This is a genomic window from Streptomyces sp. ISL-1, from assembly GCF_018614585.1.
Taxonomy (GTDB): domain Bacteria; phylum Actinomycetota; class Actinomycetes; order Streptomycetales; family Streptomycetaceae; genus Streptomyces; species Streptomyces maoxianensis.
This window is the reverse complement of the sequence record NZ_JAGGOI010000061.1, coordinates 1-18561: the sequence shown is the minus strand read 5'-3', so window position 1 is coordinate 18561 and position 18561 is coordinate 1. Positions and strand designations below refer to the sequence as shown.

Genomic DNA, 18561 nt, shown 5'->3' with positions numbered 1-18561 from the left:
ACCGATTGCGGTGTCCGGCCCCGGCCGTTTCGCTCAGGGGGGGTCGCGTTCGCTCAGAGGCTCGCGGTGGCGCGGCCGAGGCCGAGGCGGCGGGCGGCGCGGGTCATGGCGCGGGACATCTTCGACGGCGTCGAGTCGGGGGCCGGGACGGTGACGGGACGGACCCGGCCGTTGTGGATGGCGCTGATCCGCCATCCGTCTTCGGTGTTCACGGTGACGACGGTCTGCCGCGACAGCCGCCGCTTGGGGAGTGCCGCTTGGGGAGTTTGGAGCGCCAGGGCATCAGTACGGAGGCGGTGCCGTACAGGATGGCGACCCCCGGGGCGATGTGCCTGATGTCCTCGATCTCGCCGACCAGCGCGGAGCCGGTGAGGACGCCGCGGAAGAGCTGGTCGTGGTTGTCCTGGTGCTGGGCCCGCCCCACCGCGCGGGTGCCGTCGTACGACACGTAGTCGGAGTCCGCTGTGAAGCAGGCGCCGAAGGCGACCGCGTCCCCGTCGTTCCAGGCCTGCATGAAGCGCTGGAAGAGGTTCTGGATCTCGATGTCGTTCGTGCTCATGGCATGACCTCCGGTTTGTCCTGCGGCCTCTGTCCTTCGACGGTGTATCATTTCGACCAGCGAAACTTACGATAACAGAAAGGTTCGAATGTCGAAAGAAGCTTTGATGAGGAATGTTGCCCAGCAGCTCCGCTCCCTGCAGCAGAGCTTCGACGCCTTCGACGAGGCCGCCGCCGCGCGGCTCGGCGTGAACCGCACCGACCTGCGCTGTCTCGATCTGGTGCTGGGGGCGGGCGAGCTGTCGGCCGGTGAACTGAGCGCAGCGCTGAAGCTCAGCCCGGCGGCGACGACCACGGTCATCGACCGGCTCGAGCGCATCGGCCTGGTCGTCCGCAGCCGGGACGCGGCCAATCGGCGGCGGGTGCTCGTCACTGCCACGGACGCCGCGCGTGCGGCCGAGGCCGAGGTCTACGTACCTGTCGGCGTCGCCGGGGCCGAGGCTCTGAGCCGCTACGACGAGGAGCAGCTCGCCACGATCCTGGACTTCCTCCAGACGGCCCGGCAGGTGCAGGAGGGGCAGGCGGCCCGGCTCGGCGCGGACGGCAGCTGAGCGGACCGCCTGCCGCTTCCTGCCGGACGGTCGGGCGGCCCCCGGGGCGGCGGCTAGTTCCCGGCGGACGTGCCGACGCGTTCTCCGCCGAGTTCCACCGCGGCGCAGCGCCAGCGTTGGTCCGCGCCCTGTTCGAGGCGGAAGGCCATCGCGCTGACCCGGTCGCCCGAGCCGATTCTGGCGAAGGCCTCGATCACGCCGGGGCCCGGGTGGTACTCGCCACAGTGTCGGACGACCGGTGTCACCCGCCCCGCCGGCCGCAGCGGGGCTCCCGGGGCGAGCCGCACCAGCTGTTCGTACGCTTCCCCGATCGTGTGTCCGAGCATCCAGTGCACCGGGCGCCGGCCGCTGAGCACCGCCAGCAGGCGGTCGGCGAACCAGTAGTGCGGCTTGTGCTGCCGCCGTGCGCGTGCCATCGCCGTTGCCGCCACCACGGCGGGACGGCGCTGGTCGCGCCGCCCTGCGGGCCGGGTCCTGTCCATGCAGATCGCCCCCGTTGAGCCGGGCCCGGTTGATACCGGGCGGTAACTTCACTGGTGATCTTCTACGGGGCGGGCTGCGTCGTCCGCAATGCGCGCTGCCCGACGAGGCGGCGGCACCGGAATTCACCTATCAGGGTGATGAAGGGCCGCCGCGGGGCTTCGCTGGCGGGGTGGGGTCATTAGCCCGCTGACGTTGCGCCAGGCCGGGAGCGGCACTCCGAAGGGGGACCTCGCACGTATCCTGAGGGCGTCTCCGACTACGAAAGCGGCCAGCCATGCGCGTCTACGTTCCCCTGACCCTCTCCGGTCTCGCAGAGGCGCACAAGACGGGCGAACTGGGGCCCGGCCCGCTCACCGCGTATGCCGTCACTCCGGGACTGCGCGAGTGGTACGTCTCCGACGACATCGAGGAGCTCGAGTACGCCGCGCTGAACCGTGCCGCGGCCGCGTCGCTGCGGCTGCTCGCCGGTGACCCGGACGCCGCCCGGCGCCGAGTGGTCGTCGCGGTCGACGTACGGGACCAGGACGCGGTCGCCGACCCCGACGCGGCGCTCGTCGCGAGCGCGCTGGGCGAGGTGCGGGTGGCGTCCGCCGTGCCGCTCGCCAAGGCGGCGGCGATCCACGTCGATGCCACCGACGCGGTCGGCGACGTGTCCGCGGCGGCGGCGGCGCTGGGGGCGGCGGACCAGGGCGACGACGACGCGCAGTTCACGGTGGACGGGGCGGAGGACCACGAGCTGCTCTGGTACGCGGTGCAGGAGATCCCGAACCTCATCGACTGAGGCAGTTGCCCGGTTCACCAGGTCCGGGTGGGTTCGCCTGAAGCGGTCGGTTCCCGGTCCGGGCCGGTTGCGTTGTCAGACCCGGCCGGTACCGTTTTCGCATGGGGAAGCACAGCACGCATCTGGTCTGGGACTGGAACGGCACACTGCTCGACGACATCAAGGCGGTCATCGCGGCGACGAACGCCGCCTTCGCGGACATTGGCCTGGAGCCGATCACGCTCGAGCGCTACCGCGAGCTGTACTGCGTGCCGATTCCCCGGTTCTACGAGCGGCTGATGGGCCGGCTGCCCTCGGACGCGGAGTGGGAGGTCATGGATGAGACCTTCCACCGGTATTACACCGAGCACCGGATCGGCTGCGGTCTGACCGAGGGCGTCGAGGACCTGCTGAGGGAGTGGCAGCTTGCCGGGCGCAGCCAGTCGCTGCTCAGCATGTACGGGCACGAGCAGCTGGTCCCGGTCGTGCGGGGGTACGGCATCGAGAGTCACTTCATACGCGTGGACGGGCGGACGGGGCCGTCCGGCGGCGCCAAGGCGTTCCACATGGAGCGCCACCTCCGGGCACTGGACGGAGCCGCCCAGCCGGGCCGCACGGTGGTGATCGGCGACGCGGTCGACGATGCGGTGGCGGCGGCGCACGTGGGCGCGCGGGCGGTGCTGTACACGGGCGGCTCGCACAGCAGGGCCAGCCTGGAGGCGGTGGGCGTGCCGGTGGTGGACACGCTCGCTGAGGCGGTGGAGGAGGCCCTGCGCCTGGCGGCGTGAGCCCGCACCCCTGACTCCTGGGCGGGCAGCCTGCCCGACCTCCCGCCGCCGGTTGAGCTCGCACGAACAGGCCAGGACCGGCAAGGCGTCGGCCGCCCCGACCGGCCCGTCGCTCCGGACTCGCGGTGCGGGCCCGACCCTCCCGGTGCTCCAGACGCGGCAGCGGGCCCGGCCGCCCCGCCGCCGGTTGAGCCCGCACGAACAGGCCAGGACCGGCAAGGCGCCGGCCGCCCCGGCCGGCCCGTCGCTCGGACTCGCGGCGCGGGCCGGCCGTCTCGTTGCTGGGCGAGCCGGCACGCTGCAGGCCTGGCCTGGCCGGATCCCGGGCAGCCCCGCCCGCCTCGCTGCCCCAGGCCCGCGCCGCGGTCCGCCGGTCCGCTACGTCGTCACCGGTGCTTTCGCTCGCAGCACCTTCAGGAATTCCCGCATCCAGGCCGGGTGGTCCGGCCAGGCGCGGGAGGAGACCAGGGTGTTGTCGACCACCGCCTCCGTGTCCTGGAAGCTGGCTCCGGCCGCCTGCATGTCCAGTTCCAGGGCTGGGTACGCGGTGACCCGGCGGCCCTCCAGGCTGCCGATCGCCGCCGTCAGCAGCGGGCCGTGGCAGATCTGGGCCACCGGTTTGTCCGCGTCGAAGAAGGACTTCAGGATCTTGCGGAGCTCAGGGTCGTTGCGCAGGTACTCCGGGGCGCGGCCGCCCGGGATCACCAGCGCGGTGTACTGTCCGGGGTCGACCTCCGAGAAGGCCAGGTCGGCCGGCCAGGTGTAGCCCGGCTTCTCGGTGTACGTGTCGAAGCCCGGCTCGAAGTCGTGCACGACGAACTGCAGTTGCTTGCGGGCGGGGGCCGCGATGTCGACCTCGTACCCCTCCTCCAGCAGCCGCTGGTACGGGTAGAGGACTTCGAGGGACTCGGCTGCGTCGCCGGTGACGATCAGGATCTTCGTTGTCATGGCTGCTCCCGGTGTCGGGCTGTCGACGGGTTCCCCTGCCGGGGATGCAGGGGCGGCTGCCGCTCGCGGTGGCGCCGTGTCGTCACCGCCAACCTGCACCGCGGGCGGGTTGTTTGCCAAGAGAGGGCCTGTGTCGCTGTCCAGACTGTCAAACTTCGGGCCCCGCTTTTGTACACATACGGCTCATGACGGGTCGGGGGGGCGGGGCGATAGCCTTGACCCGTGATCAGCGCTATATGCCGTGGGGGCAGCGAAGCCCCCGGCCCGCGCCCGGAGCGCCACAGCGCCCGGGCGGTCGTTGATCTTCCCGTTCCGGCCAGGCTGCCAAAATTGGCCAATAACGGCTCGGACATCTCTCATCGCGGCATAACGTCGACTTCGACCGGATACCCCGCGTCGTGGCGTTGCGCCGTTTCTTCCACCTACGTCACGCAACGGCGCGCGACAGGAGCCAGAGGATATGCAGACCAAGCTGGACGAAGCCAAAGCCGAGCTGCTCACAAGGGCTGCCCGGGTAGCTGAGAACAGCCCGGTCGGGGGGAACCTTCCGACTGGGGCAGGGCAAGGGAAGCGTCCCGACCAGGACACCCTGCTCTCATACCTCCAGCGCTACTACCTGCACACCGCTCCCGAGGACCTCGCCGACCGCGACCCGGTCGACATCTTCGGCGCGGCACTTTCCCACTACCGGCTCGCCGAGAACCGCCCGCAGGGGACGGCCAACGTGCGGGTCCACACCCCGACCGTCGAGGAGAACGGCTGGACGTGCAGCCACTCCGTGGTCGAGGTCGTCACCGACGACATGCCCTTCCTCGTCGACTCCGTCACCAATGAGCTCTCCCGGCAGGGCCGCGGCATCCATGTGGTGATCCACCCGCAGCTCATCGTCCGCCGGGATGTCACGGGCAAGCTCATCGAGGTGCTGCCCGGCGAGGCCAACGGCAAGGCCAAGGGCAAGGCGCTGCCGCACGACGCGCTCGTCGAGTCCTGGATTCACGTCGAGTTCGACCGTGAGACCGACCGGTCCGATCTGAAGCAGATCACCTCCGACCTGCTGCGCGTCCTCTCCGACGTGCGCGAGGCCGTCGAGGACTGGGAGAAGATGCGCGACGCCGCGCTGCGCATCGGCGAAGAGCTGCCGAGCGAGCCGACCGCCGACGATCTGCGCGACCAGGAGGTCGAGGAGGCGCGCGAGCTGCTGCGCTGGCTCGCCGACGACCACTTCACCTTCCTGGGCTACCGGGAGTACGAGCTCACCGAGAGCGACGCGCTGGCCGCCGTGCCCGGCACCGGCCTCGGGATTCTGCGCTCCGACCCCCACCACAGCGGCGAAGACGCCCACCCGGTCAGCCCGTCCTTCAGCCGGCTGCCCGCCGACGCCCGCAAGAAGGCCCGCGAGCACAAGCTGCTCATACTGACCAAGGCCAACAGCCGCTCGACCGTGCACCGGCCCAGCTACCTCGACTATGTGGGCGTCAAGAAGTTCGACGCCAACGGCGAGGTCATCGGCGAGCGCCGGTTCCTCGGCCTGTTCTCCTCCGCCGCGTACACCGAGTCCGTCCGCCGCGTCCCGGTCATCCGCCGCAAGGTCGTCGAGGTCCTGGAGGGCGCCGGCTTCTCGCCCAACAGCCATGACGGCCGCGACCTGCTGCAGATCCTCGAGACCTACCCGCGCGACGAGCTCTTCCAGACGCCCGTCGACCAGCTGCGTTCCATCGTCACCAGCGTGCTCTACCTCCAAGAGCGCCGCCGGCTGCGGCTCTACCTGCGCCAGGACGAGTACGGGCGCTACTACTCCGCGCTGGTCTACCTGCCGCGCGACCGGTACACCACAGGCGTACGGCTGCGCCTGATCGACATCCTCAAGGAGGAGCTGGGCGGCACCAGCGTCGACTTCACCGCCTGGAACACCGAGTCGATCCTGTCCCGGCTGCACTTCGTGGTCCGTGTCCCGGCCGGCACCGAGCTGCCCGACCTCACCGACGCCGACAAGGAGCGCATCGAGGCCCGGCTGGTGGAGGCCGCCCGTTCGTGGGCCGACGGATTCGCCGAGGCGCTGAATGCCGAGTGCGGCGAGGAGCGCGCGGCCGAACTGCTGCGCCGTTACGCCAACGCCTTCCCCGAGGGCTACAAGGCCGACCACTCGCCACGCGCCGCCGTCGCCGACCTGGTCCATCTCGAGCAGTTGAACCAGTCCGGCAGGGAATTCTCGCTCTCCCTGTACGAGCCGGTCGGGGCGGGCCCCGGCGAGCGCCGCTTCAAGATCTACCGCATCGGCGAGCAGGTCTCGCTCTCCGCGGTGCTGCCGGTGCTGCAGCGGCTGGGCTGCGAAGTCGTCGACGAGCGGCCGTACGAGCTGCGCTGTTCGGACCGTACGAGCGCGTGGATCTACGACTTCGGGCTGCGCATGCCGAAGGCCGCGGGCAGCGGCGACTACCTCGCCGACGACGCCCGCGAGCGTTTCCAGGACGCCTTCGCCGCCGTCTGGACCGGCGAGGCGGAGAACGACGCCTTCAACTCCCTCGTGCTGGGCGCCGGTCTGAACTGGCGGCAGGCAATGGTGCTGCGCGCGTACGCCAAGTACCTGCGTCAGGCCGGTTCGACCTTCAGCCAGGACTACATGGAGGACACCCTCCGTACCAACGTCCACACCACCCGGCTGCTGATCTCCCTCTTCGAGGCGAGGATGTCGCCGAGCCGCCAGCGCGCGGGCACCGAGCTGACCGACGGTCTGCTCGAGGAGCTGGACGGGGCGCTCGACCAGGTCGCGAGCCTGGACGAGGACCGGATCCTGCGCTCCTTCCTCACCGTCATCAAGGCGACGCTGCGCACCAACTTCTTCCAGGAGGCGGCGGGCGGCGTTCAGCACAGCTATGTGTCGATGAAGTTCGACCCGCAGGCCATCCCCGATCTGCCGGCGCCCCGCCCGGCGTACGAGATCTGGGTCTACTCCCCGCGCGTCGAGGGGGTGCACCTGCGCTTCGGCAAGGTCGCGCGCGGTGGGCTGCGCTGGTCCGACCGGCGTGAGGACTTCCGTACGGAAATCCTGGGCCTGGTCAAGGCGCAGATGGTCAAGAACACCGTGATCGTGCCGGTCGGCGCGAAGGGCGGCTTCGTCGCCAAGCAGCTTCCGGATCCGTCGGTGGACCGGGACGCCTGGCTGGCCGAGGGCATCGCCAGCTACAAGATCTTCATCTCCGCGCTGCTCGACATCACCGACAACCTGGTGGCGGGCGAGGTCGTGCCGCCGGCCGATGTCGTACGCCACGACGAGGAGGACACCTACCTCGTCGTCGCCGCCGACAAGGGAACCGCGTCCTTCTCCGACATCGCCAACGAGGTCGCGGTCTCGTACAACTTCTGGCTCGGTGACGCCTTCGCCTCGGGCGGTTCCGCCGGATACGACCACAAGGGCATGGGCATCACCGCCCGCGGCGCGTGGGAGTCCGTCAAGCGGCACTTCCGCGAGCTCGGCCACGACACCCAGACCCAGGACTTCACGGTCGTCGGCGTCGGCGACATGTCCGGCGACGTGTTCGGCAACGGCATGCTGCTCAGCGAGCACATCCGGCTCGTCGCGGCCTTCGACCACCGGCACATCTTCATCGACCCGAAGCCGGACTCGGCCCTCTCGTACGCCGAGCGCTGCCGGCTCTTCGAGCTGCCCCGCTCCTCCTGGGCCGACTACAACAAGGAGCTGCTGTCCCAGGGCGGTGGCATCTACCCCCGCAGCGCCAAGTCGATCCCGGTCAACGCCCAGATGCGCGCGGCGCTCGGCATCAAGGCGGGCATCGCCAAGATGACGCCCGCCGAGCTGATGAAGGCGATCCTCAAGGCCCCGGTGGACCTGCTGTGGAACGGCGGCATCGGTACGTACGTCAAGGCATCCACCGAGTCCAACGCGGACGTCGGCGACAAGGCCAATGACGCGATCCGCGTCAACGGCGAGGACCTGGGCGTCAAGGTCGTCGGCGAGGGCGGCAACCTGGGTCTGACCCAGCTCGGCCGGATCGAGTTCGACCGCCACGGCGGCAAGATCAATACCGATGCCATCGACAACAGCGCGGGCGTGGACACCTCCGACCACGAGGTGAACATCAAGATCCTGCTCAACGGCCTGGTGTCGGACGGCGATATGACCGTCAAGCAGCGCAACAAGCAGCTCGCCGAGATGACCGATGAGGTCGGTGCGCTGGTGCTGCGCAATAACTACGCGCAGAACGTCGCCCTCGCGAACGCCGTCGTCCAGGCGCCGAGTCTGCTCCACGCCCACCAGCGCTTCATCCGGCGCCTGGAGCGGGACGGCGCGCTGGACCGGGGGCTGGAGTTCCTGCCGACCGACCGGCAGATCCGTGAACTGCTGAACGCGGGCAAGGGACTCAGCCAGCCCGAGCTGGCCGTGCTGCTCGCCTACACCAAGATCACGGTGGCGGACGAGCTGATCAGGACCCCCCTGCCGGACGACCCGTATCTGCGCCGGCTGCTGCACGCGTACTTCCCGAGGCCGCTGCGCGAGAAGTTCCCGGAGGCGATCGACGGGCATGCGCTGCGCCGCGAGATCGTCACGACGGTGCTGGTCAACGACACAGTGAACGCCGGTGGTTCGACCTTCCTGCACCGGCTGCGGGAGGAGACGGGCGCGTCGGTCGAGGAGATCGTGCGGGCGCAGACCGCGGCCCGGGAGATCTTCGGTCTCGGCGCGGTGTGGGACGCCGTCGAGGCTCTCGACAACAAGGTCGCGGCCGACGTCCAGACCCGTATCCGGCTGCACTCGCGCCGCCTCGTGGAGCGCGGTACGCGATGGCTGCTGGGCAACCGGCCGCAGCCGCTGGAGCTCGCCGAGACCATCGACTTCTTCGCCGAGCGTGTGGAGCAGGTCTGGGGCGAGCTGCCGAAGATGCTGCGCGGCGCCGACATGGAGTGGTACGAGCGCATCCTGCAGGAGCTCACCGATGCGGGCGTGCCCGAGGACCTCGCGCTGCGGGTCGCCGGGTTCTCGTCCGCCTTCCCGACGCTCGACATCGTCGCGATCGCGGACCGTACGCAGAAGGAGCCGATGGCGGTCGCCGAGGTGTACTACGACCTCGCCGACCGGCTGCGGATCACTCAGCTGATGGACCGCATCATCGAGCTGCCGCGGGCCGACCGCTGGCAGTCGATGGCCCGGGCCTCCATCCGCGAGGATCTGTACGCGGCACACGCCATGCTCACCGCCGATGTGCTCTCCGTCGGCAACGGCGCCTCGACGCCGGAGGAGCGGTTCAAGGCGTGGGAGGAGAAGAACGCGGCGATCCTGAGCCGGGCGCGTTTGACGCTGGAGGAGATCCAGGGCTCGGACACGTTCGACCTGGCGAACCTGTCGGTGGCGATGCGGACCATGCGGCAGCTGCTGCGGATGCACAGCTAGCGCGGTGACCGGCGAAGGCTGACCGGGTCCGGCCGGTGGCCGGTTTGTCCTCAATCGCCGGACGGGCTTGATTTCAAGCCCGTCCGGCGATTGTGCGTCCTGATCAGCCGGCCCGTCCGGCCGTCGCCGCCCACAGCCGACGGGAGGAGAGCAGTGCCGCGGCGAGCAGCAGCCCGTTCCGTACGACCATGAGCAGCAGGCCGCGCGGAGAGCCGGCCAGCACGTCGTCGTACAGCACGGGGTAGGCCAGCGCGCTCAGCGCGGCAGCGGGCAGCATCAGGAGCGCGACCGGGCGCTGAGTGGTGTGCCGGGAGGTGAGGCAGACCGCGGCCAGGCCGAGCAGCCAGATCAGATACTGCGGGCTGATGACGCGGCTGGTGACGGTGAAGAGCAGTACGGCCGCGAACGCGGCGTCGAAGGGTGTGGCCGGAGTCCAGCGCGACGCCCTGAGCCGCCACAGCAGCAGCCAGCACATCGCGGCGACGGTCAGCAGCAGGGAGATCCGCGCCACGCTCGGCACATGGGGGCCGACGAACTCGAAGGCCCCGTACTGGTATCTGACCGAGCCCGGCCAGCCCGCCTTCCGCGCCAGCTGGAGCGCGGTCCCGCCGAGCGACTCGATCTGCACGCCCCGCGCCCCCTGCTGGCGCAGAAAATCCAGGCTGTGCGTGAAGGTGAGGGACAGCACGGCGAGCAGCGCGGCTGCGGAGGCGGCCGCGGAGATCCAGGCGGCGCGTGTCGTAGGTCCGCGAGGCGTGCCGAGCACGGTGAGCAGCGGCCATACCTTGATCATCGCGCCGAGTCCGGCGAGCGCTCCGCCGATCAGCGGCCGGTTTCGCACAGCCAGCAGTGCGAGCACGGCGACGGCGGTGACCTGGACGTCGTAGCGCGCGTAGGGGAGGTGCAGCATCAGCGGCAGTCCGCACACCCACAGCCAGGCGCCGTGCACACCGGCCCGGGCGAGGGCGAGCGTGATGACGGCGTCGGCGGCGAGGGTGAGCGCGACGAAGGCCTGGAAATAGGTCAGCCACGGCAGCGCGCCGGGGGACAGGAACACGAGCGCGGCGCCGGGCGGGTACTGCCAGGTGACGTCGTCCAGCGGGAAGGCGCCCTGGACGAGCTGTTCGTACCAGCGCCGGTAGAGGGTGTGCACCTCACCGGCGACGCCGGTGTCACCGACGCGGTCGACGAGGAGAAGGGCGAGCATGCCGGCGCGGGTGGCCGCCCAGAGGGCACCGAGGGCGGCGGCTTGCAGGGGGTGGGGGCGGGTGCCCGGCACCGGGGGGAGGTTGAAGGCGGGCGGGGGCGGGCCGATCCGATGGGTCGTCATCGGCCGGTACTTTAGCCCGCTTTGAGGTTATTCCAACCGATTTAGCGCTCCCTCCGCTGCTCCCTGCCACTTCCCGCAGCTTTCAGTTGCTGCCTGCTACTTCTTGCCGCCGGTGAACTCTTCGTACGCGGCCACGACTTCCTTCGCCGGGCCGTCCATCCGCAGTGTCCCCGCCTCCAGCCAGAGGGCGCGGTCGCATGTGTCGGTGATCGTGCCGTTGCTGTGGCTGACCAGGAAGACTGTGCCCGCCTCCGCGCGCAGCTCGTCGATCCGCTCCTGGCTGCGCCGCCGGAAACGGGCGTCGCCGGTGGACAGCGCCTCGTCGATCAGCAGGACGTCATGGCTCTTCGCGGCGGCGATCGAGAACCGCAGCCGGGCGCCCATGCCGGAGGAGTACGTACGCATCGGCAGCGAGATGAAGTCGCCCTTCTCGTTGATCCCGGAGAACTCGACGATGTCGTCGTAGCGCGCGTGGATCTGCTGGCGCGTCATGCCCATCGCGAGGCCGCCGAGGATGACATTGCGCTCCCCGGTCAGGTCGGCCATCAGCGCGGCGTTCACGCCGAGCAGGGAGGGCTGGCCCATGGTGAATACCTTGCCCTCGGAGGGAGGCAGCAGACCCGCGACCGCCTTGAGCAGGGTTGACTTTCCCGAGCCGTTGGAGCCGATCAGGCCGATGGCCTCGCCCTTGTACGCGGCGAAGCTGACGCCCTTGACGGCGTGCACCTCGCGCCCGCTGGGGGTGCTCTTGCGGGAGATGATCCGGCTCAGCGCGGTGGTGGCGCTGCCCCTGCCGGTGCGGGCGCCGTTCACTCTGTACTTGATGTGGACGCCGTCGACGACGACGGTGGGGACGCGGGTGGTGCGGGAGTCAGCCACGGCCGTACTCCTCCTCTGCCTTCCAGAAGTACATGAATCCGCCGGCCCCGAAGAGCAGCGCCCAGAACAGGGCGAGAGCCCAGACGTGCGGAGGGAGCTGGGCGGTGGTGAAGCTGTCGATGAGGGCGAAGCGCACCAGGTCGATGTAGATGGCGGCGGGGTTGCACTCCAGCGCGAGCATCACGAGGTGGGGCAGCTTGTTGTTGCTGAGCACATGGTCGATCGACCACATCACGCCCGAGACGTACATCCAGGTGCGCAGGACGAACGGCATCAGCTGGGCGATGTCCGGGGTCCGGCTGGCCAGCCGCGCCATGATCATCGAGAGGCCGGTGTTGAAGCCGGCCTGCAGGAGCAGTGCGGGGATCGCGAGCAGCCAGCTGACGTGCGGGTACTCCCCGACGGCGATCAGAATTCCGGTCAGCGCGGCGAGTGAGAAGAGCAGCTGCTGGAGCTGCTGGAGCGCGATGGCGATGGGCAGGCTGGCGCGGGGGAAGTGCAGGGCCCGTACGAGGCCGATGTTGCCGGAGATCGCGCGGGTTCCGGCCATGATCGAGCTGGAGGTGAAGGTCCAGATGAAGACGCCGGTCACGAGGAACGGGACGAAGTCGGCGACGCCGCTTCTGGTGTCGAGCAGCACGCCGAAGATGAAGTAGTAGACCGTCGCGTTGAGCAGGGGGGTCATGACCTGCCAGACCTGGCCGAGCTTGGCCTGGCTGTACTGGGCGGTCAGCCGGGCGGTGGCGAAGGCGACGATGAAGTGGCGGCGGGACCAGAGCTGGCGGACGTAGGCGCGGAGGGTGGGGCGGGCGCCGCTGACGGTGAGGCCGTGGCGGATCGCGAGCGCGGTGAGGTCCGTCTCGGGTTTGTGCAGCTCCGGTCGTGGCCGGGCGATGGTCTGGCTGCTCACGGTGCTCGCTTTCCACAGGGCGGGGGCGGCGGCGACGATGGGACGGACCCGTTTCGTCGCTACGGGGAGAGTAGGGCGGAGTTACGTCGCGACGCAACCGTCTCGTCGTCCCGCTATGCTCTGGGCATGACCACGGATCCGGGAACCCCACGTCGCGCACCGGCGGGAGCCGCAGTGCTCCGGGAGGACGTGACCGACGCCATTCGCGCCGCGGTCTTCGAGGAACTGGCGGCGGTGGGCTTCGCGCGGATGTCGATCGAGGGGATCGCGCGGCGGGCGGGCGTCGGCAAGACGGCGGTCTACCGGCGGTGGAAGTCGAAGCTGTCGCTGGTGCTGGACCTGGTCTCGGCGTTCGCGGCGCAGGGGTTGCCGGCGCCGGCGACGGGGTCGCTGTACGGGGACGTACGGGCGCTGCTGGAAGTGGCGTCGCACGCCCTGCGCCACCCGGTGGCCTCGCAGGTCATTCCTGATCTGCTGGTGGAGGCGGCCCGCCACCCGGAAATCTCGGACGCGATCAAGGCGGCGCTGCTGGACAGCCAGCAGGGGGTGGCCGCATTGGTGGTACGGGACGCGGTGGCGCGCGGCGAACTGCCCGAGTCGACAGACCCGGACCGGGCGCTGGACGTGATCGTGGGGCCGCTGTACTGGCGGCTGGTTGTGGTGCGGGCGGGGCTGCCGGAGGGGTACTTGGACGAGCTGGCGCGGTCGGCGGTGGCGGCGCTCAGGGCGTGACGGGGCTTTTCCCGGCCTTGCGCCGGGCGACCACGGCGGCTCCGGGCTCGGCCCGCGCGATCGCCGCTTGGCCTTGGCCCGCGACCGCAGCGGCACACCTGGCGTTGCGCCCGGTCTCGCGGGTGCCCCGACCTCGCCGCTGCAGCCACGGCCCCGCTGCGCGCCCGGTCCCGCGAGCGTGTCGACCCCGCCCCGCGCGACCGCGGCCCGGCCCCGGGTCAGACCTCGACCAGGGCCACCGCCGACGTTGGTGCCGGGACTACTTGACCGCTCCCGCCATCACTCCCGTCACGAACTGCCGCTGGAACGCGAAGAAGACGGCCAGCGGGATGATCATCGAGACGAACGCTCCCGGCGCCAGCACATCGATGTTGTTGCCGAACTGCCGCACCTGTCGCTGCAGCGCCACCGTGATCGGTGCGCTCTCCGAGTCCGCGAAGATCAGCGCCACCAGCATGTCGTTCCACACCCACAGGAACTGGAAGATGCCGAGCGACGCGATCGCCGGGCCGCCCAGTGGCATCACCACGCGGGTGAAGAGCCGGATCTCGCCCGCCCCGTCCAGCCGCGCCGCCTCCAGCAGTTCCCTCGGGATCTCCGCGAAGAAGTTCCGCAGCAGGAAGATCGCGAACGGCAGCCCGAACGCCACATGGAAGATGATCACGCCGATCGTCGTCTCGAAGATGCCGATCTGGCCGAACAGCCTGGAGACCGGCACCAGCGCGACCTGGACCGGGACCACCAGGAGGGCGACCACCGCTATGAACCACCAGTCGCGGCCGGGGAACTCCATCCACGCGAAGGCGTAACCGGCCAGCGAGCCGATCACCACCACAAGGAGCGTCGCCGGGACGGTGATCAGCACGCTGGACAGCAGGGAGTCGGTGATCGCGTCGTTGTCCAGCAGACGCGAGTAGTTGTCGAAGGTGAGCTGCGCGGGCGCGGTGAAAACCTTCCACCAGCCGCTCTCGCCGATGTCCGAAGCCCCCCGCAGCGAGGACAGCAGCAGCCCGAACGTCGGCATCAGCCAGAACAGGCCCACCAGGACCAGGAAGACGCGCATCACGCCACCGCCCGCGTGCGCCGCGATCCGGGCCGGGAAGGACTGCCTCGTCTTCGCCACACCGTCGGTCGTCGTCATCGGCGGGCCTCCCTTCGCATCCGCCGGACGTTGAACAGCATCACCGGGATCACCAGCAGCAACAGCAGGACGGCGATCGCACTGCCGAGCCCCAGGTGGGAGTCCGTGCCGAACGACGACCGGTACAGCTGCAGCGCAAGCACGTTCGCGTCGTCCTGGGCCGAGCCGGGCGCGATGATGAAGACCAGGTCGAAGATCTTCAGCACATTGATCATCAGGGTGACCAGCACCACCGCGAGTACGGGCGCCAGCAGAGGGACCGTCACCCGGCGGAAGACCTGCCACTCGTTCGCGCCGTCGACCCGCGCCGCTTCCATCAGTTCACGCGGCACGCTCGCCAGGCCCGCCGCGATCAGCACCATCGCGAAACCCGCCCACATCCACACGTAACTGCCAATGATCGCCGGGGTGACGAGCGAGGGTCCCAGCCAGTTGACGCCGTTGTACGGCTCCCTGAAGTTGTCGGCGGGCAGCCGCAGTTGAGCGCCCTCCGCGGACGCCGGGAGTGTGAACGTACCGTCCGCGCCCGCCCGCGCCGACGCGACGACCTTGCCGTCCCTGACCGCCTCCACCTTGATGCCCTTGAGGCCGAGCTCTCGCGCGTCGATGGCGTTCAGCTTGCCGCCGCCGCCCTTGGTGAAGTCCAGCCAAGCGGTCCCGCGGATCTTCCCGTCGTCCGGCCGCGCCGCCTTCGCGGGCTTCGCGTCGGACGGCATCTTCGCCGGGGCGACTCCGACCAGCGGCAGCAGCGCCTCCTTGGCCGCCGTCACCGGCTCCTTCGTGACGAACGAGCCGCCGCCGCCCGCCTTGAGCGGATGCACCGGCAGCGGATGCGCCTTGGGGAAACCGGCCGACTCGGCGAACGTGTCGTGCACGCCCACCCAGACCGCGTTGGCGACCCCCCGGTCCGGATCCTGCTCGTACACCAGCCGGAAGATGATGCCCGCGGCGAGCATCGAGATCGCCATCGGCATGAAGACGATCAGCTTGAAGGCGGTGCCCCAGCGGACCCGCTCGGTGAGCACGGCGAAGATCAGACCGAGCACCGTCGAGACGGTCGGCGCGACCACCACCCAGATCGCGTTGTTCTTGACCGCGGTCAGGATGGAGTCCTCGGTGAAGATCTCCTTGTAGTTGTCCAGCCCGGCGAAACCGCTGCCGGCCTGGTCGAAGAAGGACCGGTAGACGGAGTACCCGATCGGGTAGACCACGAGCGCACCCAGCAGCACCAGCGCGGGCAGCAGAAAGCCGACCGCGACGATTTTACGTGTGCCTGTCACGCTCTTGCGCTTGCCTGCGGGGGGCTGCGGGCTCACCGAGCCCCCCGCGGTCGCCGCGGTTTTCACCCGCGTCAGCTCTTGAACGCCTTGGCCGCGTCCGACTCCAGCTTCTGCTGGGCCCCCGCGACATCTTTCGGGTTCTTCAGGAAGTCCTGCAGCGCCTTCCACTCACCCTTGCCGGGCGTGCCGCCGAACGACTGCGGCATCTGGTCCGACATGTCGAAGCGGAAGTCGTCGCCCGCCTCGATCAGCGCCTTGGCGATGTCGCGCTGCACATCATTGGGGTAAGCGGCGAGGTCCAGGGCCTTGTTCGGGGAGATGAAGCCCCCCGAGGAGGCCGAGATCTTCGCCGCGTCAGGAGAGGCGAGGAAGGTCAGCAGCGCCTGCGCGCCCTTGGAGTCCTTCAGCGCCACGGCCGCGTCTCCGCCCGTCACCACCGGAGGCTCCGAACCGACCGCCGGGAACGGGAACACCTTCGCGTCCGTACCGATCTTGGCCTCGGTCTGCGCGATATTGACGGTCACGAAGTCGCCCTCGAAGACCATCGCGCCCTTGGGCTGGTCGCCCCCGCTGAAGGTCTGGGTGACCGACACCGGGAACTCCGTCTGCAGCGCGCCGTCCGCGCCGCCGGAGATCAGGGCGGGCTTGCCGAAGAGCTCGCCGAGCGTCGTCAGCGCGGTCTTCACGGACGGGTCGGTCCACTTGATCTTGTGCTGGGCGAGCTGGTCGTACTTCTCCGGGCCCGCCTGGGAGAGATAGACGTTCTCGAACCAGTCGGTGAGCGTCCAGCCGTCCGCGCCGGCCACCGAGACCGGGGTGACGCCCGACGCGGAGATCGTCTCGGCTGTCGCCAGGAAGTCCTTCCAGGTCTTCGGCTCCTGTGCGCCCGCGTTCTCGAAGGCGGCGGTGTTGTACCAGACCAGCGACTTGTTGGCGGCCTTGTAGTACACGCCGTACTGCGTGCCGGCCACCGCGCCGAGATCCTGCCAGCCCTTGGAGTAGTTCTTCGCCAGCTGCGCCTTGGCCTCCGCGCCGACGGGCTTGGCCCATTTACGCTCTACGGCCTGCTGGATCGCGCCGACCTGGGGGAGCATCGCGACATCGGGAGGACTGCCGCCCGCGATCTTCGTACCGAGGAAGTTGACGATCGGGTCCTGCGCGGGGACGAAGGTGACCGTGGCCCCGGTCCGCTTCTCGAACTCCTTGAGAACCTTGGTGAAGTTCTCCTGCTCGGGGCCGCTCCAGACCGCGGCAACTTCTATCTTCTCGCCGTTCAGCTTGGGCAGTTGGACGGCCTGCGCGGACTCCTTGCCCTTGCTCTCGCCCGGTTTCGCCTTGTCGTCCTTGTTGTCGCCGCAGCCGGTGATGGCGAGGGCGCCGATTGCGGCGAACACCACAGCGGCCCTGCCCGTGCTCGTACGAAGAGTTGTGCGCATCACTGCCCCGTCTCTTCCGTGCGCTGTCCCGAACGCTGTCCCGTGACCGACAGGTGTACGCCCGGTATCCGGGTGCCGCAATACCGCACCAGGCCTCAAAAAGCCTTTTGTGATGGCCTTGTGACGTGATGTCATGTCAAAGGCCGGGCCCGCTGGATCCTGCGGGCCTGTGCCGTCGGTCAGGGGCGGGCGGGAGTCAGCGGCGGAACGGGAGCCGCGTCCACCGATCGGGCGGCTCGCTCCAGGGCACTGGCCAACAGCGCCAAGTCCGTTGGGCCATTGCCCAGTTCCCGTATGGGACGACGGGTCGGCGGATCGCCCATCCGTTCCCACTCGAGCGGCACCACGGTGGGACGCGAGGTCGCGGTACGCGGAATGCGTCCCGTCACCCGGCCGGTCTGGAACGGCGTCACCCGGCCGTCCGGATGTCCGAGCCTGCCGCGACCCGGGGCCGGGTCCTCCGGTCCCGGCGAGGCCGGCGGCGCGTCCAGCACCGCGCGCAGCCGCGCACCCTGCGCCAGCTCCGTATCGGCCGTGCGGTCGGGGCGCGCGGACGTCGCCACCAGATGTACGCCGAGCCGCTCGCCGTCACGGGCCACGGCCTCCAGCGCGCGTACGACCGAACCGGCCGCGGGGCGTCCCGGGCTGCCGAGCGCCGGGGCGACCAGTGCGTCGAAGTCGTCCACCAGCACGACGAGCCGGGGCAGCGGGGCGGGCCCCTCCGCCTTCGTACGAGCGCCGGGGCGCAGCCGCAGCGTCCCTCCCCCTTGCTCCGCGGGAGGGACCCCCGAAGGAGAGTCCAGGTCGCCGCGCTGCTCGGCGGCGCTCGGCGGGCGCTGGCCCACCATCCGGTCGGCCACCTCGCGCTGGGCGTGCCACTCGGCGAAGCCCACGCTGCCGAGCAGCTCGGACCGGCGCTTCAGCTCGGCCCCCAGTGCCTGCGCGAAGGCCCGCATCCGGACCGGGTCGGAGGCCATCAAGTGCTCGGTGACATGAGGGAGTTCCGTACAGGCCGCGAGCCCTTCGCCGCGCTCGCCGCCCGCGCCGTCGACAAGCAGCAGGCCGAGCCGGTCGGGGCGGCCGGCGGCGGCCAGCGAGGCCGCGACGGAACGCAGCAGCTCGGTGCGGCCGCTGCCGGCCGGTCCCTCGATCAGCAGATGCGGGCCCTCCTCGGTCAGATCGACGGCCAGCGGGCCGTACGCACCCGCGCCGAGCACGGCGGTGCCGTCGCCCGCGGACGCCCAGCGCGCCATCAGCGACGCCGGAGTGGCCCGGGCCAGGCCCAGCTCGTCAAGGAGCCGCGCGGAGCGGGGCAGCGCCACGGCCCTGCCCGGGTGGGCGCCGGTGGCCACGCCCTC

Annotated in this window: 16 protein-coding genes; 5 read left to right on the top strand and 11 right to left on the bottom strand. The window is 70.1% G+C overall.

Features of this window, described 5'->3' with window-relative positions; translation table 11 throughout:
- Window positions 1-53: 53 nt before the first annotated feature.
- Both J7E87_RS32680 and J7E87_RS32675 read right to left on the bottom strand, forming a co-directional pair.
- On the bottom strand, window positions 54-212 hold the full coding sequence (locus J7E87_RS32680; RefSeq protein ID WP_215098249.1) for a hypothetical protein: 159 nt from the start codon (window positions 210-212) through the stop codon (window positions 54-56).
- Window positions 209-559 (bottom strand): SgcJ/EcaC family oxidoreductase, encoded by a 351-nt coding sequence (locus J7E87_RS32675; protein WP_215098248.1) that lies wholly within the window; start codon window positions 557-559, stop codon window positions 209-211. Before J7E87_RS32675 ends, J7E87_RS32680 begins: the two co-directional genes overlap by 4 nt.
- Window positions 560-665: 106 nt before the next feature.
- Here J7E87_RS32675 and J7E87_RS32670 point away from each other — a divergent pair, with 106 nt between their 5' ends.
- Entirely contained in the window at window positions 666-1109 is a 444-nt protein-coding gene (locus J7E87_RS32670; protein ID WP_215098247.1) for a MarR family winged helix-turn-helix transcriptional regulator, read from the top strand.
- Window positions 1110-1162: 53 nt separating this feature from the next.
- Here the strand turns inward: J7E87_RS32670 and J7E87_RS32665 are convergent, their stop codons facing one another.
- Window positions 1163-1591: an Rv3235 family protein gene (locus tag J7E87_RS32665; RefSeq protein WP_215098246.1), complete on the bottom strand. Its 429-nt coding sequence runs from the start codon at window positions 1589-1591 to the stop codon at window positions 1163-1165.
- Window positions 1592-1866: 275 nt separating this feature from the next.
- Here J7E87_RS32665 and J7E87_RS32660 point away from each other — a divergent pair, with 275 nt between their 5' ends.
- Window positions 1867-2373, top strand: coding sequence for a hypothetical protein (locus J7E87_RS32660; RefSeq protein WP_215098245.1), 507 nt, complete (start codon window positions 1867-1869; stop codon window positions 2371-2373).
- A gap of 101 nt (window positions 2374-2474) precedes the next feature.
- Complete coding sequence (locus tag J7E87_RS32655; RefSeq protein WP_215098244.1) at window positions 2475-3140, top strand: HAD family hydrolase; 666 nt, start codon at window positions 2475-2477, stop codon at window positions 3138-3140.
- Window positions 3141-3518: 378 nt separating this feature from the next.
- Here J7E87_RS32655 and J7E87_RS32650 read toward each other — a convergent pair whose 3' ends face one another.
- Window positions 3519-4088 carry a DJ-1/PfpI family protein gene (locus J7E87_RS32650; RefSeq protein ID WP_215098243.1) on the bottom strand — a complete coding sequence of 190 codons (570 nt, stop codon included), beginning with the start codon at window positions 4086-4088 and terminating at the stop codon, window positions 3519-3521.
- A gap of 460 nt (window positions 4089-4548) precedes the next feature.
- On the opposite strand from J7E87_RS32650, the gene J7E87_RS32645 reads away from it, so the two are divergent.
- Entirely contained in the window at window positions 4549-9495 is a 4947-nt protein-coding gene (locus J7E87_RS32645) for an NAD-glutamate dehydrogenase (protein ID WP_215098242.1), read from the top strand.
- A gap of 103 nt (window positions 9496-9598) precedes the next feature.
- On the opposite strand, the gene J7E87_RS32640 is transcribed toward J7E87_RS32645, so the two are convergent.
- From J7E87_RS32640 to J7E87_RS32630, 3 genes are all read right to left on the bottom strand, one after another.
- On the bottom strand, window positions 9599-10825 hold the full coding sequence (locus tag J7E87_RS32640) for a glycosyltransferase family 87 protein (protein ID WP_215098241.1): 1227 nt from the start codon (window positions 10823-10825) through the stop codon (window positions 9599-9601).
- Between the two features lie 96 nt (window positions 10826-10921).
- On the bottom strand, window positions 10922-11704 hold the full coding sequence (locus J7E87_RS32635; protein WP_215098240.1) for an ABC transporter ATP-binding protein: 783 nt from the start codon (window positions 11702-11704) through the stop codon (window positions 10922-10924).
- A complete protein-coding gene (locus J7E87_RS32630; protein ID WP_308313166.1) occupies window positions 11697-12614 on the bottom strand; it encodes an ABC transporter permease in 918 nt (305 codons plus the stop codon). The genes J7E87_RS32635 and J7E87_RS32630 overlap by 8 nt, the downstream gene beginning before the upstream one ends.
- Before the next feature lie 126 nt (window positions 12615-12740).
- Here J7E87_RS32630 and J7E87_RS32625 point away from each other — a divergent pair, with 126 nt between their 5' ends.
- Window positions 12741-13346 carry a TetR/AcrR family transcriptional regulator gene (locus tag J7E87_RS32625; RefSeq protein ID WP_215098239.1) on the top strand — a complete coding sequence of 202 codons (606 nt, stop codon included), beginning with the start codon at window positions 12741-12743 and terminating at the stop codon, window positions 13344-13346.
- A gap of 259 nt (window positions 13347-13605) precedes the next feature.
- Here the strand turns inward: J7E87_RS32625 and J7E87_RS32620 are convergent, their stop codons facing one another.
- From J7E87_RS32620 to J7E87_RS32605, 4 genes are all read right to left on the bottom strand, one after another.
- A complete protein-coding gene (locus J7E87_RS32620) occupies window positions 13606-14487 on the bottom strand; it encodes a carbohydrate ABC transporter permease (protein ID WP_215098238.1) in 882 nt (293 codons plus the stop codon).
- On the bottom strand, window positions 14484-15833 hold the full coding sequence (locus J7E87_RS32615; protein WP_374195252.1) for a carbohydrate ABC transporter permease: 1350 nt from the start codon (window positions 15831-15833) through the stop codon (window positions 14484-14486). The genes J7E87_RS32620 and J7E87_RS32615 overlap by 4 nt, the downstream gene beginning before the upstream one ends.
- Before the next feature lie 5 nt (window positions 15834-15838).
- Window positions 15839-17203 (bottom strand): ABC transporter substrate-binding protein, encoded by a 1365-nt coding sequence (locus tag J7E87_RS32610; RefSeq protein ID WP_215098236.1) that lies wholly within the window; start codon window positions 17201-17203, stop codon window positions 15839-15841.
- Window positions 17204-17382: 179 nt separating this feature from the next.
- On the bottom strand, window positions 17383-18561 hold a 1179-nt coding region (locus J7E87_RS32605), incomplete at its 5' end, for an FtsK/SpoIIIE domain-containing protein (RefSeq protein ID WP_251018347.1).

Coding starts and splice junctions, on each gene's coding strand:
- J7E87_RS32675 (WP_215098248.1), bottom strand. CDS start 559: ATGAGCACGAACGACATCGAGATCCAGAACCTCTTCCAGCGCTTCATG.
- J7E87_RS32670 (WP_215098247.1), top strand. CDS start 666: ATGAGGAATGTTGCCCAGCAGCTCCGCTCCCTGCAGCAGAGCTTCGAC.
- J7E87_RS32665 (WP_215098246.1), bottom strand. CDS start 1,591: ATGGACAGGACCCGGCCCGCAGGGCGGCGCGACCAGCGCCGTCCCGCC.
- J7E87_RS32660 (WP_215098245.1), top strand. CDS start 1,867: ATGCGCGTCTACGTTCCCCTGACCCTCTCCGGTCTCGCAGAGGCGCAC.
- J7E87_RS32655 (WP_215098244.1), top strand. CDS start 2,475: ATGGGGAAGCACAGCACGCATCTGGTCTGGGACTGGAACGGCACACTG.
- J7E87_RS32650 (WP_215098243.1), bottom strand. CDS start 4,088: ATGACAACGAAGATCCTGATCGTCACCGGCGACGCAGCCGAGTCCCTC.
- J7E87_RS32645 (WP_215098242.1), top strand. CDS start 4,549: ATGCAGACCAAGCTGGACGAAGCCAAAGCCGAGCTGCTCACAAGGGCT.
- J7E87_RS32640 (WP_215098241.1), bottom strand. CDS start 10,825: ATGACGACCCATCGGATCGGCCCGCCCCCGCCCGCCTTCAACCTCCCC.
- J7E87_RS32625 (WP_215098239.1), top strand. CDS start 12,741: ATGACCACGGATCCGGGAACCCCACGTCGCGCACCGGCGGGAGCCGCA.
- J7E87_RS32620 (WP_215098238.1), bottom strand. CDS start 14,487: ATGACGACGACCGACGGTGTGGCGAAGACGAGGCAGTCCTTCCCGGCC.
- J7E87_RS32610 (WP_215098236.1), bottom strand. CDS start 17,203: ATGCGCACAACTCTTCGTACGAGCACGGGCAGGGCCGCTGTGGTGTTC.